We start from the raw sequence: 25,464 nt of genomic DNA, 5'->3' as shown, positions 1-25,464 counted from the left end.
CTGGGGAGGAGCGGGGGAGAGCGGTCAGCCGCGGCGGGTGGCGCGCACGACGACGTCGTGCAGGGTCACGGCACGGCCGCTGGGAGCGGTGAGGGTGCGCGGACCCTCCGTGGCGGTGACGACCACCCACGCGGCGCGGTCCAGGCGGGCGGTGACGGCGGCTGCGGTGACCGACGCCTCGGCGGGCGGGTGCTCGCCGTCGACGTGCGCGGTGTGGCCGTGCAGGTGCCCGACGATCAGCAGGGTCCCGCCGGGGGCCACCCATTCGGCGATGCGCGCGTAGAAGTCCAGCTGCGGACCGGCGGGGTGGGCGTAGTGGGTGGTGACCAGGTCGAACTGCCCGTCCGGCGCCCAGTCCGCGAGGTCGGCCTCGACCCACTGCACACGCTCGCCGCCGGCCCGCGCCGCGGCTCGCTCCAGCGCCGTGGCGGAGATGTCGACCGCGGTGACCTGCCAGCCGCGCTCGGCGAGCCAGCGCGCCTCGGCGCCCTCGCCGCAGCCGGCGTCGAGCGCCGTCCCCGGCGGCAGGTCCCCGAGCTCGCGGGCCAGGTGGGGGCTGGGAGCGAGGTGCGGGCTGGCGGCGGGGCCCGTCGAGCCCTCGCCGGCGGCGCGCTGGTGCCAGTGCTCCTCCCAGTACGCCCGGTCGAAGGCGTGTGCGTGCTGCTCGGTCATGTCGGCCTCCTCGTCGTGGTGCCCGGACCATGCCGCCCCGACCGGGGATTGGCAAAGCTCTTTGCCGAATGGAAAAGTGGCCGCATGGACGACGTGTGGGAGCGCACCCTGGACGCGGTCGGGCCGAGGCTCCGGCAGCTCCGCCAGCGCCGCGAGGTCACCCTGACCGACCTGGCGGCGGAGACCGGCATCTCGGTCAGCACCCTGTCCCGGCTGGAGGCCGGGTTGCGGCGCCCTTCGCTGGAGCAGCTGCTCCCGCTCGCCCGCGCGCACGGGGTCACCCTCGACGAGCTCGTCGACGCGCCACCGACCGGTGACCCGCGGATCAACCTGCGGCCCGTCGCCGCCGGCAACGGCGCGGTGGTGCTGCCCCTGACCCGCCGTCCCGGCGGCATCCAGGCCTACAAGTTCGTGCTGCCCGCCGGGGACGACGCCGCCCGGCCGGAGCTGCGCACGCACGAGGGCCACGACTGGGCCTACGTGCTCAACGGCACCCTGCGGCTGGTGCTCGGCGAGCACGACCTGCTGCTCCGGCCCGGGGAGGCCGTGGAGTTCGACACGCGCACCCCGCACTGGTTCGGCGCCACCAGCGCCGGCCCCGTCGAGTTCCTCAGCCTCATCGGCCGGCAGGGGGAGCGCGCGCACGTCCGCGCCACCGGAGGGGCCCTCGAGCCCTAGGGGCCTCAGCCGGCGCGGTGGGCCCAGCGCCAGTCGTCGTCGGTGCGCACGTACTGCAGCCGCCGGCTGGCGGTCTCCGGGTGCGCGGCCCAGAAGGTGAGCTCGCGCGGGCGCAGCCGGAAACCCACCCAGGACGGCGCCGGTCCCGGCTGCCCGGGCCGGTGGCCGGCCCACCGGGCCCGGCGCTGCCCCAGGGACAGCGCGGCGAGCTCATCGGTGTTCAGCCAGGCCAGCTGCCGCAGGTAGGCCGTCCGGGCCGTCCACGCCGTGGCCGCCCGCGCGTCGTCGTCGGGGACGACGTCGCCGCGCACGAGCAGCTGCCGCTGGTGGTCCGGCCACAGGACGGTGAGCGCGGCGCGGGGGACGGCGGCCAGCTCGGCGACCTTGCGGCTGGCGGCCGCGGTGTGGAACGCGAACCCGGTCTCGTCGAAGGCCGAGAGCAGCACGGTGCGGGCGTCCGGGTACCCGTCCTCGCCGATGGTCGACAGGGTCACCCGCGGCCGGTCCGGCTCCTCGTCGCCGGGCAGCCACTGCCGGGCGAGGACGAACGGGTCGGCGGGGGGCTCGCCGTCGGCGTGCAGGTCGAACAGGTCCGTGGCCGGGCGCACCCCCGCGCTCACCGGATGGCGCCCTTGGTGGGGCCGGCGTAGTCCGGGTTCAGCTTGCCGGGGTTGAGCAGCCCGTTCGGGTCGGTGGTCCGCGCGGTCTCGACGGTGCGGTGCAGCTCGAAGTCGACGTTCCACTGGTGCGGGTCGTGCACCCCGACGCCGAGGGCGTTCAGCGCCGCGATGCCCTCGCGCACCTGCTCGGGGCTCCGGTACACCCCGGCGAGCATCCCGATCGGCACGGTGTGCCCGGCCTCGATGTGCAGCTGCCCGCCCTCGTAGACCGCGTGCACCTCGTCGATCCGCTCGACCAGCGCGTCGCCGGACACCTCGACGTGGAAGTACACGCCGGGCTCGCTCTTCTGCAGCCACTCGATGGGGTGGTTGTAGCTGAGCATGCTCAGACCCAGCACGACCTGCGGGCCCTCGCGCACGTCCTCGACCCGGCCGCCGGCGCCCTCGATCAGGCCCGTGGCCGCGGCGACGGTGCGCTCGTCGGCGATCATCCGCAGGCTGGCCCGGCCGGCGGGGAACGCCGGGTCGGCGGGCAGGGTGGCGGTCACCTCGGGGGTGTCCGCGGAGACCAGGCGCGGCAGCGGGTCCAGCCGGCCCAGCTCGCGCAGCACCGACAGCGCCCCGCGGAAGTCCGGGAAGCTGGCGAAGACGCCGCGCCACTCCTGCAGCGGCTCCAGCCGCACGGTCGCCCGGGCGATGACGCCCGCGGTGCCGTAGTTGTGCACGAACGGCTGCGCCTGCTCGCCCTCCAGGTGCACCAGCTCCGCGGAGCCGGTGGCGTGCACGACGTCCAGGGCGAGGACGAAGCCCATGTCGTTGCTGCCGTGCGCGATCGTCCCGGTGCCGCCCGAGCCGCCGGCGAGGAACCCGCCGAGCGAGGACTGCGCGGTCGAGGGGTACATCCACAGCTGCTGGCCGGTGGCGGCGGCGGCGCGCTCGATGGTGACCATCGGGGTGCCGGCCTCGGCGGTGACCCAGCCCTCGCCGACCTCGACCACGGCGCGGGCCCGGGAGGTGTCCAGCACCAGGCCGCCGGCCATCGGGATGCCCTGGCCGTAGTTGCCGGTGCCCTTGCCGCGCGGGGTGACCGGCACCCCGTGGCGGACGGCGGCGGCGACGGCCAGGCCGATCTGCTCGGCGGTGGTCGGCAGGGCCACCAGGTCGGCCAGCCCCAGCGGCAGCAGCTCGCTGATGATCGGGCTCATCCGGGCGCCGTCGACCGAAGCCCGTTCCCGGGTGCGCAGCTCGCTGCTGACGTTGCGGGCGCCGAGCAGCTCGACGAGCTCGGCCTCCAGGGCGGCGAGGGCCTCGGGGGCCGGGGCAGCGGGCGACGGGGAGAGCGAGGCGGTCACGACCTCCTTGGTAGCTGCTGCTCGTTCCGTCCGTGTGACCTGCGGTTACGGGCGTGTGACCTGGCGGGGCCGGGCTCGGCGGGGCCGTCCGGGCAGGGCATCATCCGGCCGGTGAGCTTCTTCTCCGACGTCGAACGGGACCTGGTCGTCGCCGCCCGCACCGAGCTGGCCGACGGCGTCGTGGCCCTGGACCTGGTGGCGCACAACGGCCGCGACCTGCCCGCCTGGACCCCGGGATCGCACGTCGACGTGGTGCTGCGCCCCGGGCTGGAACGGCAGTACTCGCTGTGCGGCGACGTGGCCGATCGCTCCCGCTGGCGGGTGGCCGTGCTGCGCGAGCCGGCCGGGCGCGGCGGGTCCGCGGCGCTGCACGAGGAGGTGGCGGTCGGGCAGCGGCTGCGGGTGCGCGGCCCGCGCAACCACTTCGAGTTCACCGTCACCCCGGGCACCCGGTACCGGTTCGTCGCCGGCGGGATCGGCATCACCCCGCTGCGGGCGATGGTCGCCGCCGCCGAGGAGGCCGGCGCCGACTGGACGCTGGACCACGCCGGCCGCTCCCGGGCGACCATGGCGTTCGCCGAGGAGCTGGCCGCCGCGCACCCCGACCGGGTGCGGGTGCACGCCGCCGACGAGGGCACCCGGCTCGACCTGGCCGCGCTGCTCGGCGAGCCGCAGGAGGACACCGCGGTCTACGCCTGCGGACCGGCCGGGCTGGTCGACGCGGTCGAGGAGCTGCTGGCCGGCTGGCCGCCGTCGGCGCTGCACGTCGAGCGGTTCGAGGCCAAGGAGTTCGGTGAGCCGGTGTGGCCCGGCCCGTTCGAGGTCGAGCTCGCGCTCACCGGCGAGACGGTGACCGTGGAGCCCGGGCAGTCGGTGCTCGACGCGGTGACGCAGGCCGGCGCGGTGGTGCTCTCCTCCTGCCGGGTGGGCACCTGCGGCACCTGCGAGACCCCGGTGCTCGAGGGGCCGGTCGAGCACCGCGACTCCGTGCTCACCCCGGCCGAGAGGTGCGAGGACACGGTGATGATGGTCTGCGTCTCCCGCGCCGCCGGGCCGCGCATCGTCCTCGACCTCTGACACCACGCTCGCCGCCCACCCCACCCCCACCTCCTCCGGGTTTCGGCGCCGAAACCCGGCCGGGTTTCGGCGCCGAAACCTGGCCGGGTTTCGGCGCCGAAACCTGGTCGGGGTGGGGCCGCGTCACGCCGGCGAAACGACGCGTCAACACGGGCGGGCGAGGCTGCGGGCATGACGCTCCTGCTGCAGTCGGTGACCGACCCGGACGGACGGCGGGTCGACGTCCGGATCGACGGCCGCACCGTCGCCGCCGTCGCCCCGTCGCTGCCGCCGCTCGCCGGTGACGACGTGCTCGACCTGGCCGGCCACCTGCTGCTGCCCGCGCCCGCGGAGCCGCACGCGCACCTGGACAAGGCACTCACCAGCCACCGGGTGCCCAACCCGACCGGCGACCTGGCCGGCGCCATCACCGCCATCCGGCAGATCGCCGCCGGCTTCACCCACGAGGACCTGGTCGAGCGGGCCACCCGGGCCGCGCTGGAGTACCTGGCCAACGGGACGACGGCGATCCGCACCCACGCCGACGTCGGGGTGCACGCCGGCACCCGGCACCTGCGCGCGCTGCTCCAGGTCCGCGATGCCCTGGCCGGGCTGGTCGACGTGCAGGTGGTCGCGCTGCTGTCCGCGCCCTGGACGGCGGCGGAGGCGGCCGCCACCCCGCGGCTGCTCGCCGAGGCGATCGACCTCGGCGCGGACGTGGTCGGCGGGGTGCCGCACCTGTGGGCCGACCGGGACGCCGGCCTGGCGCTCTCCTTCGACGCCGCGGCGCGCGCCGGGCTCCCGCTGGACCTGCACACCGACGAGACGCTGGACCCCACCGCCGACGGGCTGCGCCGGCTGGCCGACCGGGTGCTGGCCACCGGCTTCGACCGGGGCGCGACCGCGAGCCACTGCGTGAGCCTGGGCATCCACCCGCCCGAGGTCGCCCGGGAGACCGCGGAGACGGTGGCCCGGGCCGGCGTCGGCGTGGTCACCCTGCCGCAGACCAACCTCTACCTGCAGGGCCGCGACGTGCTCAGCGCGCCCCCGCGCGGGCTCACCGCCGTGCGCACGCTGCTGGCCGCCGGGGCGACCGTCGGCGCGGGCGGGGACAACCTGCGTGACCCGTTCAACCCGATGGGCCGGGCCGACGCGTGCGAGGCGGCGTCGCTGCTGGTGACCGCGGGGCACCTGTCCACCCGGGAGGCGTGGCACGCGGTGAGCGCCGGCGCGCGGTCCTGCCTGGGCCTGCCGGTGCCCGCGGTGGCGCCGGGCGCGGCCGCGGAGTTCCTCGCCGTCGCCGCGGAGAGCCTGGACGCCGCGGTGGCGGGCGCCGGGACCGCCCGGGTGGTGCTCTCGGGGGAGCGGGTGCTCGCCCGTGCGCAGCTGCTGCGGCAGGTGTCGGGACCGGTGGGAGCCGGTGTGGCCCATTCGTGATGTGACGGCGCGCGCCGTTCACGACCGGCACACGCGCCCGAAACACACGGCACGGAAGGTGACAGCGACCCGCCCGTCGACCACCGCCCGGTCCCGACGCCTCCTGGAGCCGCCCCCGTGAGTGCCCCAGCGACCACCCGCCCCGCCGCCCGCACGGCGTCCCGCGTGCTGCACTTCCGCGACGTCGCGAAGGCCTTCCCCGACGGCACGGTCGCGCTCGAGGGCGTCGACCTCGACGTCCGCCGCGGTGAGTTCGTCACCGTCGTCGGCCCCTCGGGCTGCGGCAAGAGCACCCTGCTGCGGATCGCCTCGGGGCTCTCCCCGGCGACCTCGGGCACCGTGCAGATGGACGCCGAGCGGATCGGCTACGTCTTCCAGGACGCCACCCTGCTGCCCTGGCGCACGGTGCTGAAGAACGTGCAGCTGCTCGCCGAGCTGCACGGGATGAGCACGACCGCGACCAACCAGGCCTCCCGGGACGCCCTCGAGCTGGTCGGCCTCAAGGGGCACGAGAAGAAGCTGCCCCGGGCGCTGTCCGGCGGGATGAAGATGCGCGCCTCGCTGGCCCGCTCGCTCACCCTCGACCCCGACCTGTTCCTCTTCGACGAGCCGTTCGGGGCGCTGGACGAGATCACCCGGGAGCGGCTGAACGACGAGCTGATCCGGCTGTTCACCAGCAAGGGCTTCGGGGCGCTGTTCATCACCCACTCGGTCAGCGAGGCGGTGTACCTCTCCACCCGCGTGCTGGTGATGAGCGGCCGACCGGGTCGCATCGTCGACTCCTTCGACGTCCCCTTCGGCCCCGACCGCACGCCCGAACTGCGGTTCACCCCGGAGTTCGCCGCGCTCTCCGGGCAGGTCTCGCACGCGCTGCGGGCGGGTCACTCGTGACCGCCGTGGAGCACCGGCCGACCGGCACGACCGAGACCGCGGCACCGGAGTCGACAGTTCCGCCGGCGGGCGGCGGGGGAGCGGCACCGGTGGTGCGCCGCCGGCGGAAGACGGTGGGCAACGCGCTGCTGCCGCTCGCGGTGCTCGCCGCGCTGCTGGGCATCTGGTACGCGATCACCTACCTGGTGCTCGACCCCGAACGCCGGTTCCTGATGCCGCCGCCGCAGGACGTGGTCACCGAGGCGTTCCTCGACGGGCCGGCGATGGAGCGGATCGGCACCGCGCTGTGGCAGACCGTGGTGGTCTCCTTCACCGGGCTGGCGATCGCGATCGTGATCGGCATGACCTGGGCGGTGCTGATGAGCCAGGCGAAGGCCGCGGAACGCTCGCTGTTCCCCTACGCCGTCGCGCTGCAGTGCATCCCGATCCTCGCCCTGGTCCCGCTGATCGGCTTCTGGTTCGGCTTCGGGTTCCTGTCCCGGGTCATCGTCTGCGTGCTGATCGCGCTGTTCCCGATCGTCTCCAACACGCTGTTCGGGCTGCAGTCGGTCGACCGGGGCATGCACGAGCTGTTCGACCTGCACGGCGCGAGCCGGCTCACCCGGCTGCGGAAGCTGCAGTTCCCCGCGGCGCTACCGGCGGTGTTCGCCGGGTTCCGGATCTCCGCCGGGCTGTCGGTGGTCGGCGCCATCGTCGGCGACATCTTCTTCAAGCAGGGCACCCCGGGCCTGGGCATCGCGCTGGACAACTTCCGCTCCCGGCTGCAGGGCCCGGAGCTGTTCGCCGCCATCTTCACCGCCGCCGCGCTGGGCATCGCGGTCTTCCTGCTGTTCGGCTGGCTCGGGAAGCTCGCCGTCGGCCGCTGGTACGACCAGACCCGCGACGCCTAGACCCCACCCGCCCACCCCGTCGTCCCGGCGCCGCACCCCGCGGCGCCGGCCCGCGGCGACCCCGCACGGGGTCACCGCCGTCCCCGAGGAGATCGATTGCGCAGCATCCGCACCACGATCGGGCTCGCCGCCCTCAGCATGACCGCGCTGGGCCTGACCGCCTGCGGCAGCGACGACGGCGGCAGCGCCGCCGCCGCACCGACCGGCGAGGTCGGCAGCGTGGACCTGGCTGCAGCCGGGTGCCCGGAGACCGTCGTCATCCAGACCGACTGGAACCCCGAGGCCGAGCACGGCGGCATCTACCAGCTGGTCGGTGACGACGCCGAGATCGACGCCGGCGCCAAGTCCGTCCGCGGCACGCTGGTCGACAGCAACGGCGACAGCACCGGCGTGATGGTGGAGATCCGGGCCGGTGGGCCGGCGATCGGCTTCCAGGCGGTCAGCGCTCAGATGTACACCGACCCGGACATCACCCTCGGCTACGTGGACACCGACGAGGCGATCCAGCTCTCGGACAGCCAGCCGACGGTCGGCGTGCTGGCCCAGCTGGACATCTCCCCGCAGATGATCATGTGGGACCCGGAGACCTACCCGGACGTGGAGACCATCGCCGACCTCGGTGAGGCAGGCGCGACCGTGCGCTACTTCGAGGGCTCGGCCTACATGGACTACCTGACCGGCGCGGGCATCCTCGACGAGGCCCAGCTCGACGGCAGCTACGACGGCACGCCGGCAGCCTTCGTCGCCGCGGGCGGGCAGGACGCCCAGCAGGGCTACGCCAGCGCCGAGCCGTTCATCTACGAGAACGAGGTCGACGCCTGGGGCAAGCCGGTGGAGTACCAGCTGATCCACGACGCCGGCTTCGAGGTCTACGCCTCGTCGCTGTCGGTGCGGGCCGACCAGCTGGAGGACCTCTCCGGCTGCATGTCCGAGCTCATCCCGGTGATGCAGCAGGCCGACGTCGACTACATCGCCGACCCGTCCGGGGCCAACGACCTGATCGTCGAGCTGGTCGAGGAGTACGACACCGGTTGGCAGTACTCCCTCGAGGTTGCCGACTACGCCGCGCAGACGATGGAGGAGCTGGAGCTGACCGGCAACGGCACCGACGGGGTGCACGGCACCTTCGACACCGACCGGCTGCAGACCCTGATCGAGCAGACCACGCCGATCTTCACCGAGCAGGGCAGCCCGCCGGCCGACGGGCTCGCCCCGGAGGACATCGCCACCAACGAGTTCATCGACGACTCCATCAGCGTCGGCTGACACACCCCCGCAGGGCGGCGCCGGTGACCTCGCGGTCACCGGCGCCGTGGCGTGTCAGGCGCCGGTGTCAGGCGCCGTCGACCTGGGCGCGCAGCCGGGCCATCCGCTCGTGCACCTGGGACTCCACCTCGTCGGCCTGCGGATCGCACAGCTCCTCGCCCTCGGCGACCAGCCGGCCACCGGACCACACCTGGCGCAGGTTGCGCAGCGAGCAGGCCAGCACGTAGGTGCCGTGGGCGTCCCACACGGGCCCGGTGTCGGGACGGCGCGGGTCGACGACGCAGAAGTCGGCGAACCGGCCCACCCGCAGGGTGCCGACGTGGTCGTCGATGCCCAGCACCTCCGCCGAGCCGCGGGTGTGCAGCGCCAGCACGTCCCGCACCGGCAGCGCGGCCGGGTCGTGGTGGGTGGCACGGACCAGCGACAGCCCGGTGCGCATGTTCGCGAACGGGTCGCTGACGTCGGTGCACGACTGGTCGTCCAGCCCCATGCCCACCCGCATGCCCGCGGCCCGCATCTCCGGGATCCGCGCCACCCCGGAGGCGAGCCGGCCGTTGCTCATCGGCTGCCAGCTCATCCCGCAGCCGGCGGCCGCGGCCTCGGCGATGATCTCGTCGCTGGTCTGGATGAAGTGGCCGAACACCAGGTCCGGGCCGAGTGCGCCGGCGTCGCGGTACCAGCCGAACTTCGACTGCTGCAGAGCCACCTCGTGCGGGGTCTCCAGGAAGTGCGGCTGGTTGAGCAGGCCGTGGCGGCGCATCGCGGTCACCTCCAGCGCGGCGGCGTCCGGCGACTCCGCCCACTGCACGGTGCCGCTGATCGCCACCCGCAGCAGCAGGTCCGGGTCCAGCGTGCCGGCCAGCCGCACCACCTCGTCCAGGTGCGCCAGCGCCGGGCCGGTCTCGACCGGACCCTGGCCGAGCATCACGCTGTGCACCGAACGCAGCCCGGCGTCGACCTTCGCCCGGGCCTGCGCGTGCTGGTACTCCGGGTCGGGCACGGTCGCGGTGTAGCGCGCGACGCCGTCGGACTCGGCCTCGAACACCAGCCCGGCGTCGGTGAAGTCGTAGGCGGTGGTGATCCCGTTGCGCAGGAAGTCCTGCGCGCCGTGCCGGGTCGTCCAGTAGATGTCCTCGGCGTCGGCCACCTCGGTGTACCGGGTCATCGCCTCGATCCAGCCGTACAGCGACTGGTCCATGCCCAGCCCGCGGGAGCCGGAGGTGAACAGGTGGCTGTGCGCGGACACGAAGCCCGGCCCGACCAGCGCGCCGCCGACGTCGAGCACCTGGTCGGCGGTCGTCCCGTCCGGCGGGTCACCCGCCTCGACATCGGTCAGCCGGCCGTCGTCGCCGACGGCGAACCAGCCGCGGAAGGGGTCGGGCCGGAGGGGGTCCAGGGTCAGCAGGACGGCGTTGTGCACGAGGAGACGGGTCACGCCGGGACGATCCCCGGCGCGTGTTGCCGGGCCGTTGCGGTCAGGTCACCACCAGGTCCGGTGAGCCGGGCCGGTAGGCGATGAGCTGCAGGCGGTGCCCGGCGGCCTCGCGCACCAGCGACGAGCGGGCCGCGGCGGGCGGGATGTCGAACGGCGCCCGCTCCTCGGTGCACCCGGCGGCCAGCAGCAGGGCGTGCGCGGCGTCGACGTCGGCGACCCGGTAGGCCACGTGCTCCAGCTCGCCGGTCCGCTCGGCCACCTCCATCAGCTCCAGCTTCGTGCCGGCCGGGTCGGCCAGCATCGCGATGCGCATCCCGGTGACCACGTGCGTGCCCCAGCGCAGCACCCGGAAGCCCAGCACCTCGACGAGGAAGCCCACCCGGCCGTCGATGTCGGTCTCCTCGGTGCCCACGTGGTCCAGCACCGCGCCGGCCAGCGGGCCGGTCACCGGGTGCCCCGGGCGGCGAGCAGCGCCTGCAGCCGGCCGACGACGTCGGCCTCCGGACGGGTCTGCAGCACCCCGTCGCGGACCACCACCCGGCCACCGACGACGACGTGGCGTGGTCGCCGGCCGGGGGAGGCCCACAGCAGCCCGGCCACCGGGTCGGCCACCCCGGCGTCGGCGACCCCGGTGACGTCCCAGCAGACCAGGTCGGCCCGGGCGCCGACGGCGAGCCGGCCCAGGTCGAACCGGCCCAGCCCGTCGGCCGAGCCGCGGGTGGCCCAGCCGAGCACCTCCCGGGCGCTGACCGGGCGGCCGGCCAGCGGCGCGACCTGCAGCGCGAGGCGGGCGTCGGCGAGCAGGTGCCCGGCGTCGTTGGAGCCGCCGCCACTGGTGCCCAGCCCGACGGTCACCCCGGCGTCGGCCAGCGCCGCCATCGGCGCCACGCCCCAGCCCATCGGCAGGTCGCAGCCCGGTGCGTGCGTCGCGGTGACCCCCGACTCGACCACCAGCGCCAGGTCGGCGGGCGTGAGGTCGCAGAGGTGGGCGAGGGTGACGTCGGGGGCGAGCCAGCCCCACTCCGCCAGCAGCTGCAGCGGGCGGCGGCCGTGGCGCTCGGCCGCGATGACCACGTCGACCTGCTCGTTGGCCTGGGTGCGGCGGCGCAACCCGTGCGCGGCGGCCACCTCGGCCATCAGCCGGAACGTGTCGGGTGAGTCGCTGTGCACCCCGGCCGGGCCGACGGCGACCTGCACCACCCCGTCGTCGGTGACCCCGCCGTGCGGCACCAGCGCCGCGGCGATGGCCGCGGCGGAGGCGGCGGCGGTCTCCGCGTCGTCCCGGGCACTGCCGCGGACGAACACCAGCCGGGCGCCCAGCTCGCGGGCGGCGGTGGCGGTGGCGGACGCGATCGCCACGCCCCCGTCCGTCAGCGGAGGCCAGGTGAGGTGGTGGTCGGCGACCGTGGTGACCCCGCACAGCAGCGCCTCGGCCAGCCCGGCCGACGCCGCTGCGTGCGCGAGTTCGTCGTCGACGCCGACCGCGGTGTAGGCGGCGGCCATGGTCGGCAGCCACTGCGCCATCGGGACGCCGCGGGTGCCGGGCAGGGTGCGGAAGGCGGTCTGCAGCAGGTGGTGGTGGGCGTTCACCAGCCCGGGGGTGACCACGCAGCCCGCGGCGTCGAGGGTCTCGACCCCCTCGGTCCGGTCGAACGAACGGATGCGCCCGTCGTCCCCGCACTGCACGTCCGCTCCGGCGAGCTCCTCGCCGGTGCCGGTCCAGACGGTCTGCGCACCAGTCACGTTCAGCACGGGCAGACCCTGGCAGGCCGGTGTTCCGAACAGGTTCCAGCTGTCGCCGCGCCGACACACCGGTGCAACGCGGCCTGCCTACCGTGCGGCCGTGACCGTCCGACTGCTCACCGAGCTCTCCGCCCCCGCCCTGCACGACCGCCTCGGCCCGGACAGCGTGCTGGTGCTGCCCGTCGGCGCGATCGAGCAGCACGGCCCGCACCTGCCCGTGGCCACCGACCTGATCACCGCCCAGGCGCTGGCCGAGCGGGCCGTCGCGGAGTTCGGCGACGCGCTGGACCTGTGGCTGCTCCCGCCGCTGGCCTACACCAAGTCCAACGAGCACGCCTGGTCGGCCGGCACCTTCTGGCTGTCGGCGGCCACCCTGACCGCGGTGCTGCACGACCTGGGGCGCAGCTTGGCCCGCACGCCGGCCCGGCGGCTCGCGTTCCTCAACGGGCACGGCGGCAACTCGGCGCTGCTGCAGGTGGTGGCGCGCGACGTCCGGCTGGAGACCGGGCTGCGCACCTTCACGCTGCACCCGCGGCTGCCGGCCGACCAGGGCGGGCAGAGCCCGGCCGGGGAGCTCGGGATGGGCGTGCACGGCGGGCACGACGAGACCTCGGTGATGCTGCACCTGCGCCCGGACCTGGTCGACATGTCCCAGGCCCGGCGATGGGTGCCCGAGCACCTGGCGGAGTACCGGCACGTGCGGTTCGGCGGCTCGGTCTCCTTCGGCTGGACGTCGGACGAGTTCGGGCCGGCCGGGGTGATCGGTGACGCCAGCACCGCGACCGCCGAGGCCGGCGAGCAGCGGGTCGCCGGCATGGTGGCCTACCTGGGGGAGGCGCTGGCCGAGGTGGCCCGCTTCGACCCGGCGCTGCCCCGGGGCTGACCGGAGGCGGGTTGACCCGCATGCGGGAAGGTTGAGCCGCGGGCGCACGCGGCTCAACCCTCCCCGGCCCGGGTTGACCCGGGCCAGCAGCGTGCGTCAGCGGCGGGCGGTGGCGGCCCGGGCGCTGGGCGGGGTGAGCCCGCGGGCGGTGAAGAAGCTGTCGCCGAGCTTGCCGGGGTTGAGCAGCCCGTGCGGGTCGCAGGTGGTCTTCAGCTCGACCACCTGGGCGGTGTCCCCGACGAACCCGCCCTCCTCGACCACGTAGCTGTGCGGGTTCATCACGATCAGCCCCAGCTCCCGGCAGAACGCGATCAGCTCCTCCAGGGACTCCTCGTGGTCGGGCAGCCCGACCAGCGGGGTGATGCCCAGCGGCCGGGTCCGGCCCGCCGACGTCGCGAACTCCACGTGCTGCAGGAACACCCCGGGGTAGCGGTCTCGCAGCGCGGCGACCTGGGCCAGGAACTCGCCGCGGTCGCTGGCGTACTCGCACTGCAGCCAGGACGACGTCGGCTCGGCCTTGCGGGCCCACAGGATGGTGTGGCTGAACGGGAACTGGCTGATGTGCGGCTTCGCCGACCAGTCGATCGTGCGCCCGCCGGCCGCGGTGACGCGTTCCCGCAGCGCCGCGACGTCCCCGCTGTCCACCCAGAGCAGCGCGACGTCCTCACCCGGTGAGTACAGGCCGGCGATCGGGGTGAGCATGGCCGCGCCGGTGGCCTCGTGCACCGAGCAGAGCCGGACGTGCAGGTCCCCGGCGACCAGGTCGAAGGCGAAGGCGGTGAGGGCCGGGAAGTCGCGGAAGGCGACGATCAGCGGCGTGTACTCGTGCGCCGGCACCAGCCGCATCTCGATCCGGGTGAGCACGCCGATGGTGCCGTAGGTGTGCAGCACCGGGCGCACGTTGTCGCCCTCCAGCCGTACGGTCCGCGGCTCCTCCTCCACGGTGAGCAGCTCGACGGCCAGGATGTTGTCGTCCCACAGGTCGCCGTTCGCCGCCGCTCCGATACCGCCCGACCCGCCGGAGATGAAGCCCGACGCGGTGGAGATCCGGTAGGTGCTGGGCATGACGGCGAGCTCCTGGCCACCGGCCAGCGCGGCGTCCTCGGCGTCCTTCACCACGGTGCCGGGCAGCACCGAGATCCGGCCGGGCTGGACGTCCAGCACCCCGGCGATGCCGCGGACGTCGATGACCACACCGCTCTGCAGCGGCAGCGACTGCCCGTAGTTGCCGGTGCCCGCGCCGCGCAGGGTGACCGGCACGCCCAGCCGGGCGGCGGTGGCCACGCAGGCGCGCAGCTCCTCGACGGTGGCCGGCCGCAGCACCGCGTCGACGGTGGTGTCGGCCAGCGCGTTCTCCAGCACGGGGGAGTACCAGGAGAAGTCCCGCAGGTAGGCGCTGGCCTCGGCGCCGCCGGGCACGACCCGGTCGGCGCCCAGCAGGCCGGCGAACACCGCGGCGGGCGTGTCCGGGGTCAGGTCGGTGACGGTCACGGTGGGGCTCCTCGGGACGCTGCGGTGGGTCGTACCCAGCCTGGTCGCGGGTCGTCTCGCTGCGGGGACGCCCGCGTTACGGCTGGGGGTCAGGGGCCGGGTCAGGGGCCGGGTCAGGGCTGCCGGGCGGCGAGCACCCGGCCGGCCTCGCGCGCCGCGCCGGGGTTGGCCACGCCCGCGCGGGAGCCGGCCAGCTTGGCCCGGATGTGCTCGCCGACGGTGATCGGCGGGAAGGGCGTGCCGCCGTCGGCGTCCCGGCAGGTCGGCAGCGTCTCGATGACCGCGTCGACGTCGCCGTCGTGGAAGTACGCCGCCGAGCGGCGGCGCTCGATCCGGCCGTCGACGACGGGCGGCTTGACCCGGTGCAGCGTGGACAGCCAGCGCTCGTTGGTCCAGCGGGCCATCAGGTCGCCGAGGTTGACCAGCAGCGCGCCGTCGGCGGGGGAGACGTCGTGCCAGTGCCCGTCGCGGCCGAGCACCTGCAGGCCGCGCACCTGATCGGCCCAGAGCACGGTGACGATGCCGTAGTCGGTGTGCTCGCCCATGCCGGTGAGGTCGCCGTCGAGGGTGACCTCACCGGGCGGCAGCGCGTAGTTGTTCATCCGCAGCACGTCCAGGCTGTGGCCGGTGTACCGGTCGAAGAAGCCGGGCGGCAGGTCGAGGGCGTCGGCGAACAGCGTGGTGAGCGTGCGCGCCACCCGGCCGGCCTCGGCGAACCAGGCGGACACGGCCGGCCGGAAGCCGGGGGCCTCGGCCGGCCACACGTTCTCCGGGTAGTCGGCCACGGGCAGGTCGAGCCCGGGGTGGTCGGAGACGGCGGCGCCGACGTTGAACGCCTCGAAGAAGTCGTGCATCCGGTTGGCCGGCGCGAGCCCGAGGCTCAGGCTCAGCGACTCGGTCTTCGGGGCGGTGTAGCCGCGGTTGACCTCCGGCGGCGTCCGGTAGCCGCCCTTCACCTCGGCCGGCAGGGCGAAGAACTCGTCGAGCGCGGCGGCGAAGGCGTCGGTGACGTCGGCATCGACGCCGTGGCCGACGACCTGGACGAAGCCGACGGTGCGGGCCGCCTCGTCGAAGGCCCGGGCCGCGGCCTGCCGCTGGGCGGCCGAGCCACCGGGGTCGACGTAGGCGGAGATGTCGACGGTGGGCACGGTCAAGGCGGTCATCGGTGTCCTCCTGAGGTCAGCCGCCACACCCGGTCGCGGCTCATCGGCAGGTCGTGCGGCCGGACGCCGAGGGCGTCCCGGACGGCATTGGCGATGGCCGGGGCCACCGGGTTGTAGGGGGCCTCGCTCATCGACTTGGCGCCGCGCGGGCCCAGCGCGTCGTACGTGTCGGCGAACAGCACCCGGGTGGGCGGCACGTCGCCCAGCTGCGGGGTGCGGTAGTCGCGGAAGCCGCGGGTGAGCACCTCACCGTCGGTGATCACCAGCTCCTCCTGCAGCGCCGAGCCGATCGCCTGGGCGACCCCGCCCTCGACCTGCCCGCGCAGCTGCTCGGGGTTGAGCACCACCCCGGCGTCCACGGCCTGCACGGAGTCGAGCAGCCGCACCTCGCCGCTGGCGGGGTGCACCGCGACCCGGACGGCGTGCACGTTGAACGCCACCGACCGGCCGGTGCCGGTGTTCTGGCCGGTGCCGATCAACGGGTCGTCCAGCCGGGTGAGCGCGGCCGGCCCGCCGAGGGCGTCCAGCTGCCGGCGCACCTCCTCCGCGGCGTGCTGCACCGCCTGGCCGGCGACCACCGACCCGGTCGACCCGAAGGCGCCGGAGTCGTAGCCGGAGGTCGCCGTGTCGGAGGTGACCAGCCGGACCCGGTCGGGGGAGACGCCGAGGACGTCGGCGACCAGCTGGGTGTGCACCGTCGCCGTGCCGTTGCCGAACTCCGCCGTCCCCACCTCGACGGTGGCGGTGCCGCCCGGGTCGAGCACGACCCGGGCGTGCGAGTGGTGCCCGCGCGGCGGGATGGTGGCGATCATCGCCAGCGCCATCCCCGCGCCGACCGCCCAGCCCGCACCGTTCGGCGCCGGGGTCGCCCGTTCGGCGAGCGCCCGCTCGGCCAGGTCCAGGCACTGGTCCAGCCCGTAGCTGCCGAAGGCCAGGTCGGTGTTCGGGTAGCCGTCGACCACGAACGGGTCGCCGGGGACGACGACGTTGCGCCGGCGCAGGTCGAAGGGGGAGATGCCCACCTCGCGGGCCAGCTCGTCCAGCGCGGACTCGATGGCGAACACCACCTGGCCCAGGCCGTAGCCGCGGAACGCGCCGCTGGGCGGGTTGTTGGTGTAGACGGCCTCGGCGTCCACCCGCTTGTTCGGGCACCGGTAGACCGCCACCGACTCGTGCACGCCGTGGTACATGACGCCGGGGCCGTGGTTGCCGTAGGCGCCGGTGTCGCTGAGCACGTCGACGTGCAGCGCGGTGAGCCGGCCGTCGGCATCGGCGCCGGCGGCCACGGTGACCCGCATGGGGTGGCGCATCGGCACGGCGGTGAACTGCTCCTCCCGGGTCAGCTCCAGCTGCACCGGCCGCCGGTCGCCGCGCTCGGCCAGCCGCAGCGCCGCCAGCGCGACCACGTCCTCGACCAGCAGCTCCTGCTTGCCGCCGAACCCGCCGCCGACCCGCGCCGCGACCACCCGGACGCCGCCCGGGTCGCGGCCGAGCACCCGGGCCAGCTCGTCGCGGACGAGGAAGGGCACCTGCGTGCTGGTGCGCACCACCAGGGTGCCGTCGTCGTCGACCCAGGCCCGGGCGCCGTGGGTCTCCAGCGCGGCGTGGGTGACCCGCGCGCTGGTCCAGGTGCCCCGGACGGTGTGCGCCGCCGACGCGAGCGCCGCCGGCACGTCGCCGACCTCGCCGTGGGAGGCGGCGACGACGTTGCGCCCGGGCTCGGCGATCCGGGAGGCGACGGCGTCCTTGTCCCCGTGCAGCAGCGGTGCGCCCGGTGCCCGGGCCGCCTCCGGGTCGAACACCGCCGGCAGCGGCGCGTACTCGACCGCGACCAGCGTGGCCGCCCGCTCGGCGAGGGCGGCGGAGACCGCCACCACCGCGGCCACCCGCTGCCCGCGGAACCGCACCACGTCGTCGAACAGCCGGGTGTCGTCGGGGTCGTCGAGCCGGTTCTCGTGCCGCCCGGTGGAGTAGAGCACGTCGGGGGCGTCGGCGGCGGTGAGCACCAGCTCGACGCCGGGCAGCGCGGCCGCGCGCGAGGTGTCGACGGCGACGACGCGGGCGTGCGCCTGGTCGGCGCGCACCAGCCGCACGTGCAGCACCCCGGCGTCGGGCAGGTCGAGGGTGTACGGCTCGCGGCCGGTGACCACCCGCCGTCCGGCGGGGGCGGCGAGCGACGAGCCGACCGCGCCGCAGCCCGTGGTGGTCACGTTGCACCGGCCGGCGAGCGCGTCGCGGATGGACCGGTAGCCGGTGCAGCGGCACAGGTTGCCCTTGAAGGCCCGCTCCGGCTCGGCGACCTCGACGGTGCCGTCCGGCCCGGCCAGCGCCGTCGCGGTCACCACCCACCCCGGGGTGCAGAAGCCGCACTGGAAGCCGGCCGCCTCGGCGAACCGGCGCTGCACCGGCGACGGCTGCTCCGGGGTGCCCAGCCCGGCGGCGGTGGTCACCGACCGGCCGGACGCGCGGACGGCGGGGGTGACGCAGGAGTGCACCGGCGACCCGTCCAGCAGCACCGTGCACGCGCCGCAGTCGCCGGTGTCGCACCCCTTCTTCACCGCGGTGCCCCCGCACTGGCGGATCCAGGTGCGCAGGCACTGACCGGGCGCGGGCGCGCCGGCGACGTCGGCCCCGTCGAGGTTCACGCCGCCACCCCCGCGAGCTCGGCGCAGACCTCGACGGCGAGCCGGGCGGTCTGCGCGGCCCGCCAGTCGGGGGCGCCGTGCACGTCGGCGTACCAGCCGACCGCGGCGCCGGCGTCGGCCACCGCGTCGCGCACCGCCCGCTCGTCGGGCTCCGGCGGCAGGGTGAGGACGACCGGCCGGGGGACCGCGGCGGTCAGGGTGAGCACCACGGCGTCCGGGTCGCGGCGGCCGATCACCAGGGCGGCGCTGCGGCCGTGGCTGGTCAGCGAGGCGCGGCCGAACGCGGTCGGTGCCCGCAGCGCGGCGCCGGGCAGGTCGACCGCCCGCAGCACCTCGCCGGGTCGCAGGTCCACGGTCTGCGCACCGGTCACGAACGCGGCGACCGGCGTGCGCCGCTCCCCGCCGTCGGGGGTCCAGAGCACGGCCTCGCCGTCCAGGGCGGCGGTCAGGGCGGTCATCGCACCGGCCGGCAGCCCGAGGCAGATGTTCCCGCCCACCGTCGCGGCCGCGGCCACCTTCGAGGACATGAGCAGCGCGTCGGCGCACTGCCCGGCCAGCACCGGGTCGGGCCAGGGCGCCTGGCGGGCCTGCGCGACGGTGCAGGTGGCGGCCAGCCGCAGCCCGCCGTCCGGCAGCGGCTCCCACGGCGGCCAGCCGGCGGTGGTGAGGTCGACCAGCCCGGTGACCTCCGGCGTGGACACCGAGAACAGCCAGGTGCCACCGGCCAGCAGGTGCTCACCGGGCGCCAGCGCGAGGCTGCCCCGGTCGGTGGCGTTGCGGTGGCTCTCCACCCAGGCGAGGTCCATCACTCCACCTCCGCGAGCTGGTCGTAGGTGGCGCTGATCGCGGCGATGCGGTCGCGCCCGGCGCGGCCCACGCGGGTGAGCACGCCGTCGGCGAGCACCGCCACCAGGCTCATGGCGGCGGCGTAGGAGTCGTAGGCCAGCGCGCCCTGGACGGGGCAGGGCAGCCAGACCCGGGCGGCACCCGCGTGCCCGGCGGCGGTCGGGTCACCGAGCAGCACCACGTCGGCGCCGGTCGCCGCGGCCGCGGTCAGGAACCCGGCGAAACCGGCCGGCCGGCGGCGGAAGCCGACGGCGACCACCGCGTCGCCGGGGCCGAGGTCGGCCAGCTCCTCACCGACCACCTGCCCGGGCAGTGGCGCGAGCGCGACCCGGGGGCGGGCCTGGACCAGCTGCTCGCGCAGGTGCAGCGCCACCGGGTGGCTGTTGCGCCAGCCGGCGACGAGCACCGACCGCGCCCCGGCGAGCACCGCGACGGCGTCGGCCACCGCCGGCGGGCCGATCGCGGCCGCGACCGCCGCCCCCTCCGCCTCGGCGTGCGCGGCGAGGTCCGGTGGGCCGGGCACCCGCCCCGGCTCGCCGGCGCTGCGCAGCGCGCGCAGGTGCTCTCGGACCTCGTCGAAGCCGGTGAAGCCCAGCGAGCGGAACAACCGGCTCATCGTCGCCTTCGACACCCCGGCCAGCGCCGCCAGCTCGGCCGCCCGGTAGATGGCCAGGTCGTCCAGGTGGGCCAGCAGCGTCTCGGCCGCGCGCCGCTCCTGGGCGGTGAGCTCCGGGCGGCGGCGGGCGATCCGCGCGTCGATCCGCTCGTCGGTCCGCAGCCCGGTGCTCGGTCCGCTCACGGCTGCCACCTCGCCGCGACGGCGCGCACGGCGGCCTCGAAGGCGTCCAGGCCGCGGGCGACGTCGACCTCGCGGACGTCCTCGTCGGGGGAGTGGCTGATGCCGTCGGCGCAGCGCAGGAACAGCATGCCGACGTCGGTGACCGCGGCCAGCGCCATGGCGTCGTGGCCGGCGCGGCTCCACAGCCCCATCGGCTCGGCGGCGCCGAGGTCGTCGGTGGCGCGGATGCCGTCGACGACGGCCTGCTGCAGCCAACCGGCGCACGCGGCGGCGGGCGCGCGGTGGTTCTCCACCACCTCCAGGCCGAGGCCGCGCCGGTCGCAGATCGCGGTGATCTCGGCGTGCATCGCGGCCCACATGCCGTCGCGCGCCTCGTCGGTCGCGGCGCGCAGGTCGAGGGTGAGGTCGGCCCGGCCGGGGATGACGTTGACCGCGCCGGGCCGGACCTCGAGCCGGCCGACGGTGGCGATGGTGTCGCTGGCCCGGGCCAGCCGCTCGATCGCGACCACCGCCTCGCTCGCCCCGACCAGCGCGTCGCGGCGGCGCTCCCAGGGGGTGCCGCCGGCGTGCCGGGCCTCGCCGGTCACCGTGAGCCGGAAGCGCCGGGCCCCGGCGATGGCGGTGACGTAGCCCAGCGACCGGTCGGCGGCCTCCAGCAGCGGCCCCTGCTCGATGTGCGCCTCCAGGTAGCCGACCAGCTCGTCGGGCCGGCGGGCGGCGTCGCCGACGCGGGCCGGGTCCAGCCCGAAGTCGGCGAACGCCTGGCGCAGGGTCACGCCGTCCGCGTCGCGCAGGTCCTCCCACGAGGTGTCCCAGGTGCCGGCGACCGCCTGGCTGCCCAGCAGCGCCTTGCCGAACCGGGCGCCCTCCTCGTCGCCGAACCCGACCACCTCCAGCGCGAAGGGCAGCTCGGTACCGCGCAGCCGCTCGGCGACCGCGACGGCCATGACCACCCCGAGCATCCCGTCGAAGCTGCCGGCGTCGGGCACGGTGTCCAGGTGCGAGCCGAGCACCAGCGCCGGCTGACCGGGCGTGGTGCCCTCCCGGCGGCCCCACTGGTTGCCGGCGGCGTCGGTCCAGGTGCGCAGCCCGGCCTGCTGCATCCAGCCGGCGGCGAGCCGGTTGGCTGCGGCGTGCTCCGGGGTGAGGTGCAGGCGCGCCAGGTGGTGCGGGTCGGCGGAGAGCCGGTCCAGCTCGGCGCAGCGGGCCAGCACCTCGGCGGCGGTCGTGGTCAGGGGTGTGGTCATGATGCGTAGACCTCGCGCGCGGCGCCGACGCCGCCGCCGCCGGTCACCCGGACGCCGTAGCTGCGCAGCACCTGCTCGAGGGCGGCCAGCGTGGTGAGCACCGCGTCCCGCCGGGCGTTGAAGCCCATCGTGCCGATCCGCCACACCCGCCCGTGCAGCGGGCCGAAGGAGGTGCCGATCTCGATGCCGAAGTCGGTCAGCAGCGCCTCGCGGACCCCCTCGCCGGGCACCCCGTCGGGGATGTGCACCGCGACGACGTTGGTCATCTTGTGCGCGACGTCGCCGAAGACCTGCAGCCCCAGGCCGCCGACGCCGGCGAGCATCGCCCGCCCGTGCAGGTCGTGCCGGGCGACGGCGGCGTCCAGGCCCTCCTCGACCAGCAACCGGGCGCACTCCCGCGCCGCGTAGAGCATGGTGGCGGCCTCGGTGTGGTGGTTGAGCCGCCGCGGGCCCCAGTACTCCATGATCTGCGCGAGGTCGAGGTAGTTCGAGGCGATCCGGGTGCCGCGGTCGGCGTCGTCGTCGGCCCGGATGCCGGCCTCGACGTGCGTGCGGCCCTCGATCAGCGCGGCCGCGCGCGGCGACAGGGTGATCGGCGCGCTGCCCGACGGGCCACCCAGGCACTTCTGCAGGCCGGCGGTGACGACGTCGATGCCCCAGGCGTCGGTCTCGAACGGGTTGCCGCCGAGGGAGGCGGTGGCGTCGCAGTAGAGCAGCACGTCGTGCCGGCGGCAGATCTCCCCGAGCTCCGCGAGCGGCTGGCACATGGTGGTGGAGGTGTCGCCCTGGACGACGGCGACCAGCTTCGGCCGCACGCGGACGACGGCCTCCTCGACCGCCTCCGCGCGCACCACCTCGCCCCAGGGCACCTCGACGGTGTGCACCTCGGCGCCGCAGCGGGCGGCGATCTCGGTGAGCAGCGCGCCGAACCGGCCGAACACCGGCACCAGCACCCGGTCACCCGGCTCCAGCAGCGAGACCAGCGCCGCCTCGATACCGGCGCGGGAGGTGCCGTCGACCAGGAAGGTCTGCTCGTTGGCGGTGCGGAACACCTCCCGGTAGAGCGCCATCGTCTCGTTCATGGTCGCGGTCATGAACGGGTCGAACTGGCCGACCAGCTGGGCCGACATCGCCCGCAGCACGCGGGGGTCGACGGTGATCGGGCCGGGGCCCATCAGCAGCCGGGGCGGCACGCTCAGCTCGCCGGGCGGGACCATCAGGCGCTCCTCTCCAGCTGGGTGCCCCAGCCGGGGTCGGGCAGATCGGGGTCGACGAGGCGGCCGCGCACCAGGGTGTGCGTGACGCGGCCGGGGAGGGTCAGCCCGTCGTAGGCCGAGACCGGGTTGCGGTGCGCCAGCCGTGCGGCGTCGACGACGGTGGCGGCGGCGGTGTCGTGCACGACCAGGTCGGCGTCGGCCCCGACCGCGATCCGGCCCTTGCGGCTCAGCCCGACCAGGTCGGCGGTGTTCTGCGAGGTCCACCGGCTGACGTCGGCGACGTCGATGCCGCGGCGGGCGGCCTCGGCGGCCAGGGCGGTGAACCCGACCTGGAGGCCGGAGACCCCGCCCCAGGCCTGCTGCAGGTCGCCGTCGCCGCGGTTCTTCTCCTCGGCCGTGGCGGGGGAGTGGTCGCTCACCACGCAGTCGACGACGCCCGCGCGCAGCGCCGACCACAGCTCGTCGCGGTTGCCGGCGTCCCGGATCGGCGGGCAGCACTTGAACTGCGGGGCGGCGTCGGGGATCTGCTCCGCGGTGAAGGTCAGGTAGTGGTGGCAGGTCTCCACGGTGACCGGCAGCCCCTCGTCGCGGGCGGCCTGCAGCAGCGGTAGCGCCCGGGCGCTGGACAGGTGCAGCACGTGCACCCGGGCGCCGGTCTCCCGGGCGCCGTCGACCACCTGCTGGATGGCGGCGGTCTCGGCGTCGTCGGGGCGGCTGAGCAGGAAGTCGGCGTAGGCGCGGCTGGGCCGCGCCGGGGCGGAGGCCAGGACGGCGGCGTCCTCGGCGTGCACGATCACCAGGCCGCCGAAGCCGGCGACGGTGCGCAGCGCGCGCGTGAAGCCGGCCCCGTCCAGCGGCGGGAACTCGTCGACGCCGCTGGGGGAGAGGAAGCACTTGAAGCCGAAGACCCCGGCGTCCCACAGCGGCTCGAGCTCGCCGGCGTTGCCCGGCACCGCGCCGCCCCAGAAGCCGACGTCGACGGCGAGCTGGCCGCGGGCGGCCTCCTGCTTGCGGCGCAGGTGCCCGACGGTGGTGGTCGGCGGCAGGGAGTTCAGCGGCATGTCCACGAGGGTGGTGACCCCGCCCAGCGCGGCGGCCCGGGTGGCGGTGGCGAAGCCCTCCCAGTGCGTGCGACCCGGCTCGTTGACGTGCACGTGGGTGTCGACGACGCCGGGCAGCAGGGTGGCGGTGTCCGGCACCTCCAGGGCGCCGTCGGCGGGGCTGTCGTGGGGGTCGATCGCGCTGATCCGGCCGTCGGCGATGCGCACCGTGGCCGGGCGGACCGCGTCGCCGACGAGCACCCGCCGCGCGCGCACGGCAGTGGGGCTGGCCGTCACGCGAACGCCGGGACGGCGGTCCAGGCGCGGGGCTCCGCGGGGACGCCGGCGCGCTGCAACGTGGCCTGGATCAGCCCGTAGGGCCGGTCGGCGGCGAGGAACACCGTGCCGCCGTTGGTCAGCTCGAACGGGCTCAGGTCGACCTCGAAGTGGTGCTTGTTCGGGCAGCTGATCCGCACCTCGGCGACCTCCGGGACGGCGTCCATCGCCGCCGCACCCATGGCGTGCATGGTCTGCTGCAGCGCGAGGCTGTGCGTGCCGGCGAAGGCGTCGACCAGCGCGGTCCGCACGCCGGTGTGGGCGGCGTCCCAGTCGACGTCGGTGCCGGAGTACCGCCACCAGGCGGTCACGCTGGTGGCCAGGATCCGGTCGTCGGTCTCGGCCAGCGTGGTGAACCGGTCGCGCGGGAACCCGGAGAACTCGCTGCCGGTGCTCTTGAGCACGGTCAGGCCGGTGAGCCCGCCGAGCACGAAGGTCTCCGCGCCGTCGGTCTGCACCACCGCGGTGCGGGTCTCCCGGCCGGTGCGGGCGAAGGAGTGGCCGGCGCCGCCGGTGCCGGCGCCGATGCGCTCCCAGGCGTACTGCTCCGCCGACATCTGGGTGCCCGTCACCCAGGGCTGAGCACGCCAGTGGTCGGCCAGCAGCAGCAGGAATGCCTCGGGGGAGGCCACGCCGTGGGACCGGGCGAGCGCGTAGACGGTGTTCTTCTGGGTGTCCGTGGCGTGCACGTGCCCGTTGTCGCCGTCGGCGTAGGCGGCGGCGAAGTCCCCGCGCAGCTGGGTGCTGACGTTCAGGTCGGCGATCGCGTGCACCGGGGTGTCCCGCTCGATCCGGACCAGCCGGCACTCGGCCTTGCCGTACTGGTTCGGGCCCAGCACGTAGGGGCCGGGCAGGGAGGTGTTGCTGCTCATCAGGACCCCCGGTAGGTGGTGTAGGCGAACGGGCTCAGCAGCAGGGCCACGTGGTGGTGCTCCCCGGGGGTGGCGGTGAACGCCACCGTCACCTCGGGGTGGAAGGTCTCGCGCTGCTGGGCGGCGAACCACGCGCCGGTCGCGAACCGGAGGGTGGAGTCGCCCGCCGGCAGCTCGCCGTCGGGGCGCCAGCGCCCGTCGTCGTCGGTGCGGCCGGTGGTGGTGCTGCCGTCAGGGCCGGTCAGGACGACGTCGACGCCGGCCGCGGGCCGGCCGAGGACGGCGTCCAGGACGTGGGTGCTGAACGTGCTCACGGGGTGAGGAGGCCTTCCAGTCGGAGCAGGGCGATCTCGGTCAGCTGGCCGCGGGTGACCGCGAGCTCGGTGGCGGGGTCGTTGGTCAGCCGCTGCTCGAGGAGGTCGAGCAGCTCGGGACCGGTGCGCCCGGCGGCGCGGACCAGGTAGATGCGGCCGAAGCGCTCCTCGTAGCGCCGGTTGCCCTCGGCCAGCCGGTGCCGCAGGTGGGCGTCGGCGGGGTCCACCCCGGCCTGCTCGCGGCTGGACAGCGCAGCGCCCGGGCCGCCACCGGCCGCCCGCTCACCGATGCGGGGGTGGTCGGCCAGGGCGGTGCTCACCTCGGCGTCGGTCCAGCCGGCCGCCTGCGCGCGCGCCGCGGTCAGCAGCGCCTCGACGCTGCCGTGCGGCCGGCCGTCGACCAGCGCCGACACGAAGGAGGGCACGGCGGCGCACTGCCGGACCAGCGCCCCGGCCTCGGTGACCGGCAGCTGGTCGAACTCGGCGATGCGCACCGGACGACCGTAGGAAACCGGCGTTTCAGCCGCGTTGCGTTCGTTTCAGCGTCGTGTGTCCTGGTGCCCCGTTGTCC

At 75.6% G+C, this 25,464-nt stretch carries 24 protein-coding genes; 7 read left to right on the top strand and 17 right to left on the bottom strand.

Annotated features, from left to right (window positions below; genetic code table 11):
- Positions 1-24 precede the first annotated feature (24 nt).
- The gene (locus JD78_RS07435; RefSeq protein WP_153361685.1) at positions 25-672 is read right to left on the bottom strand and encodes a class I SAM-dependent methyltransferase; all 648 of its coding nucleotides are present in this window, start codon (positions 670-672) and stop codon (positions 25-27) included.
- A gap of 84 nt (positions 673-756) precedes the next feature.
- Here JD78_RS07435 and JD78_RS07430 point away from each other — a divergent pair, with 84 nt between their 5' ends.
- Positions 757-1,350 (top strand): helix-turn-helix domain-containing protein, encoded by a 594-nt coding sequence (locus JD78_RS07430; RefSeq protein WP_153361686.1) that lies wholly within the window; start codon positions 757-759, stop codon positions 1,348-1,350.
- A 5-nt stretch (positions 1,351-1,355) separates the two neighbouring features.
- Here JD78_RS07430 and JD78_RS07425 read toward each other — a convergent pair whose 3' ends face one another.
- Together JD78_RS07425 and JD78_RS07420 are read right to left on the bottom strand one after the other, a co-directional pair.
- Complete coding sequence (locus tag JD78_RS07425) at positions 1,356-1,970, bottom strand: pyridoxamine 5'-phosphate oxidase family protein (protein WP_153361687.1); 615 nt, start codon at positions 1,968-1,970, stop codon at positions 1,356-1,358.
- Positions 1,967-3,322, bottom strand: coding sequence for an FAD-binding oxidoreductase (locus tag JD78_RS07420; protein ID WP_153361688.1), 1,356 nt, complete (start codon positions 3,320-3,322; stop codon positions 1,967-1,969). The genes JD78_RS07425 and JD78_RS07420 overlap by 4 nt, the downstream gene beginning before the upstream one ends.
- 111 nt (positions 3,323-3,433) lie before the next feature.
- Here JD78_RS07420 and JD78_RS07415 point away from each other — a divergent pair, with 111 nt between their 5' ends.
- The 5 genes from JD78_RS07415 (at position 3,434) to JD78_RS07395 (ending at position 8,862) form a co-directional block, all read left to right on the top strand.
- Positions 3,434-4,399 carry a PDR/VanB family oxidoreductase gene (locus JD78_RS07415; RefSeq protein ID WP_153361689.1) on the top strand — a complete coding sequence of 322 codons (966 nt, stop codon included), beginning with the start codon at positions 3,434-3,436 and terminating at the stop codon, positions 4,397-4,399.
- A gap of 171 nt (positions 4,400-4,570) precedes the next feature.
- The gene (locus JD78_RS07410; RefSeq protein WP_153361690.1) at positions 4,571-5,815 is read left to right on the top strand and encodes an amidohydrolase family protein; all 1,245 of its coding nucleotides are present in this window, start codon (positions 4,571-4,573) and stop codon (positions 5,813-5,815) included.
- A gap of 117 nt (positions 5,816-5,932) precedes the next feature.
- Positions 5,933-6,706, top strand: coding sequence for an ABC transporter ATP-binding protein (locus tag JD78_RS07405; protein WP_153361691.1), 774 nt, complete (start codon positions 5,933-5,935; stop codon positions 6,704-6,706).
- Positions 6,703-7,596, top strand: coding sequence for an ABC transporter permease (locus JD78_RS07400; protein ID WP_153361692.1), 894 nt, complete (start codon positions 6,703-6,705; stop codon positions 7,594-7,596). Before JD78_RS07405 ends, JD78_RS07400 begins: the two co-directional genes overlap by 4 nt.
- A 96-nt stretch (positions 7,597-7,692) precedes the next feature.
- The gene (locus tag JD78_RS07395) at positions 7,693-8,862 is read left to right on the top strand and encodes an ABC transporter substrate-binding protein (RefSeq protein WP_153360856.1); all 1,170 of its coding nucleotides are present in this window, start codon (positions 7,693-7,695) and stop codon (positions 8,860-8,862) included.
- A gap of 67 nt (positions 8,863-8,929) precedes the next feature.
- Here the strand turns inward: JD78_RS07395 and JD78_RS07390 are convergent, their stop codons facing one another.
- From JD78_RS07390 to JD78_RS07380, 3 genes are read right to left on the bottom strand one after another with little or no spacing between them, the layout of a single operon-like run.
- Positions 8,930-10,297, bottom strand: a complete 1,368-nt coding sequence (locus JD78_RS07390) for an amidohydrolase family protein (protein WP_153360857.1) — start codon at positions 10,295-10,297, stop codon at positions 8,930-8,932.
- A 40-nt stretch (positions 10,298-10,337) separates the two neighbouring features.
- Positions 10,338-10,745 (bottom strand): VOC family protein, encoded by a 408-nt coding sequence (locus JD78_RS07385; RefSeq protein WP_153360858.1) that lies wholly within the window; start codon positions 10,743-10,745, stop codon positions 10,338-10,340.
- The gene (locus JD78_RS07380; protein WP_153360859.1) at positions 10,742-12,049 is read right to left on the bottom strand and encodes an amidohydrolase family protein; all 1,308 of its coding nucleotides are present in this window, start codon (positions 12,047-12,049) and stop codon (positions 10,742-10,744) included. Before JD78_RS07380 ends, JD78_RS07385 begins: the two co-directional genes overlap by 4 nt.
- A 91-nt stretch (positions 12,050-12,140) precedes the next feature.
- Here JD78_RS07380 and JD78_RS07375 point away from each other — a divergent pair, with 91 nt between their 5' ends.
- Positions 12,141-12,923 (top strand): creatininase family protein, encoded by a 783-nt coding sequence (locus JD78_RS07375; protein WP_166521055.1) that lies wholly within the window; start codon positions 12,141-12,143, stop codon positions 12,921-12,923.
- Positions 12,924-13,019: 96 nt separating this feature from the next.
- Here JD78_RS07375 and JD78_RS07370 read toward each other — a convergent pair whose 3' ends face one another.
- From JD78_RS07370 to uraD, 11 genes are all read right to left on the bottom strand, one after another.
- Entirely contained in the window at positions 13,020-14,414 is a 1,395-nt protein-coding gene (locus JD78_RS07370) for an FAD-binding oxidoreductase (RefSeq protein WP_166521054.1), read from the bottom strand.
- 113 nt (positions 14,415-14,527) lie between these two features.
- Positions 14,528-15,577 (bottom strand): isopenicillin N synthase family dioxygenase, encoded by a 1,050-nt coding sequence (locus tag JD78_RS07365; protein WP_153360861.1) that lies wholly within the window; start codon positions 15,575-15,577, stop codon positions 14,528-14,530.
- A complete protein-coding gene (locus tag JD78_RS07360; protein ID WP_153360862.1) occupies positions 15,574-18,222 on the bottom strand; it encodes a molybdopterin-dependent oxidoreductase in 2,649 nt (882 codons plus the stop codon). Before JD78_RS07360 ends, JD78_RS07365 begins: the two co-directional genes overlap by 4 nt.
- Positions 18,219-19,028: an FAD binding domain-containing protein gene (locus JD78_RS07355; RefSeq protein WP_153360863.1), complete on the bottom strand. Its 810-nt coding sequence runs from the start codon at positions 19,026-19,028 to the stop codon at positions 18,219-18,221. Before JD78_RS07355 ends, JD78_RS07360 begins: the two co-directional genes overlap by 4 nt.
- Positions 19,028-19,867 (bottom strand): MurR/RpiR family transcriptional regulator, encoded by an 840-nt coding sequence (locus JD78_RS07350; RefSeq protein WP_208104026.1) that lies wholly within the window; start codon positions 19,865-19,867, stop codon positions 19,028-19,030. The genes JD78_RS07355 and JD78_RS07350 overlap by 1 nt, the downstream gene beginning before the upstream one ends.
- Positions 19,864-21,114 carry an allantoate amidohydrolase gene (locus JD78_RS07345; RefSeq protein ID WP_153360864.1) on the bottom strand — a complete coding sequence of 417 codons (1,251 nt, stop codon included), beginning with the start codon at positions 21,112-21,114 and terminating at the stop codon, positions 19,864-19,866. Before JD78_RS07345 ends, JD78_RS07350 begins: the two co-directional genes overlap by 4 nt.
- Positions 21,111-22,331, bottom strand: coding sequence for a pyridoxal-phosphate-dependent aminotransferase family protein (locus tag JD78_RS07340; RefSeq protein WP_166521053.1), 1,221 nt, complete (start codon positions 22,329-22,331; stop codon positions 21,111-21,113). Before JD78_RS07340 ends, JD78_RS07345 begins: the two co-directional genes overlap by 4 nt.
- Positions 22,331-23,668: an allantoinase AllB gene (allB, locus tag JD78_RS07335; protein WP_153360865.1), complete on the bottom strand. Its 1,338-nt coding sequence runs from the start codon at positions 23,666-23,668 to the stop codon at positions 22,331-22,333. The genes JD78_RS07340 and allB overlap by 1 nt, the downstream gene beginning before the upstream one ends.
- Positions 23,665-24,579, bottom strand: a complete 915-nt coding sequence (pucL, locus tag JD78_RS07330; RefSeq protein ID WP_153360866.1) for a factor-independent urate hydroxylase — start codon at positions 24,577-24,579, stop codon at positions 23,665-23,667. The genes allB and pucL overlap by 4 nt, the downstream gene beginning before the upstream one ends.
- Positions 24,579-24,893, bottom strand: coding sequence for a hydroxyisourate hydrolase (gene uraH / locus JD78_RS07325; protein ID WP_153360867.1), 315 nt, complete (start codon positions 24,891-24,893; stop codon positions 24,579-24,581). The genes pucL and uraH overlap by 1 nt, the downstream gene beginning before the upstream one ends.
- Entirely contained in the window at positions 24,890-25,387 is a 498-nt protein-coding gene (gene uraD, locus JD78_RS07320) for a 2-oxo-4-hydroxy-4-carboxy-5-ureidoimidazoline decarboxylase (protein ID WP_153360868.1), read from the bottom strand. The genes uraH and uraD overlap by 4 nt, the downstream gene beginning before the upstream one ends.
- Between the last annotated feature and the right edge of the window lie 77 nt (positions 25,388-25,464).

This window comes from Modestobacter roseus (assembly GCF_007994135.1).
Lineage (GTDB): Bacteria > Actinomycetota > Actinomycetes > Mycobacteriales > Geodermatophilaceae > Modestobacter > Modestobacter roseus.
Note: the sequence above shows the minus strand (reverse complement) of the source record. Positions and strands in the feature narration are given on the sequence as shown.

Excerpts from the sequence above, each read along its gene's own strand:
- pucL (WP_153360866.1), bottom strand. The coding sequence starts at position 24,579 with ATGAGCAGCAACACCTCCCTGCCCGGCCCCTACGTGCTGGGCCCGAAC.
- JD78_RS07435 (WP_153361685.1), bottom strand. The coding sequence starts at position 672 with ATGACCGAGCAGCACGCACACGCCTTCGACCGGGCGTACTGGGAGGAG.
- JD78_RS07345 (WP_153360864.1), bottom strand. The coding sequence starts at position 21,114 with ATGACCACACCCCTGACCACGACCGCCGCCGAGGTGCTGGCCCGCTGC.
- JD78_RS07355 (WP_153360863.1), bottom strand. The coding sequence starts at position 19,028 with ATGGACCTCGCCTGGGTGGAGAGCCACCGCAACGCCACCGACCGGGGC.
- JD78_RS07410 (WP_153361690.1), top strand. The coding sequence starts at position 4,571 with ATGACGCTCCTGCTGCAGTCGGTGACCGACCCGGACGGACGGCGGGTC.
- JD78_RS07365 (WP_153360861.1), bottom strand. The coding sequence starts at position 15,577 with ATGACCGCCTTGACCGTGCCCACCGTCGACATCTCCGCCTACGTCGAC.
- JD78_RS07340 (WP_166521053.1), bottom strand. The coding sequence starts at position 22,331 with ATGGTCCCGCCCGGCGAGCTGAGCGTGCCGCCCCGGCTGCTGATGGGC.
- JD78_RS07430 (WP_153361686.1), top strand. The coding sequence starts at position 757 with ATGGACGACGTGTGGGAGCGCACCCTGGACGCGGTCGGGCCGAGGCTC.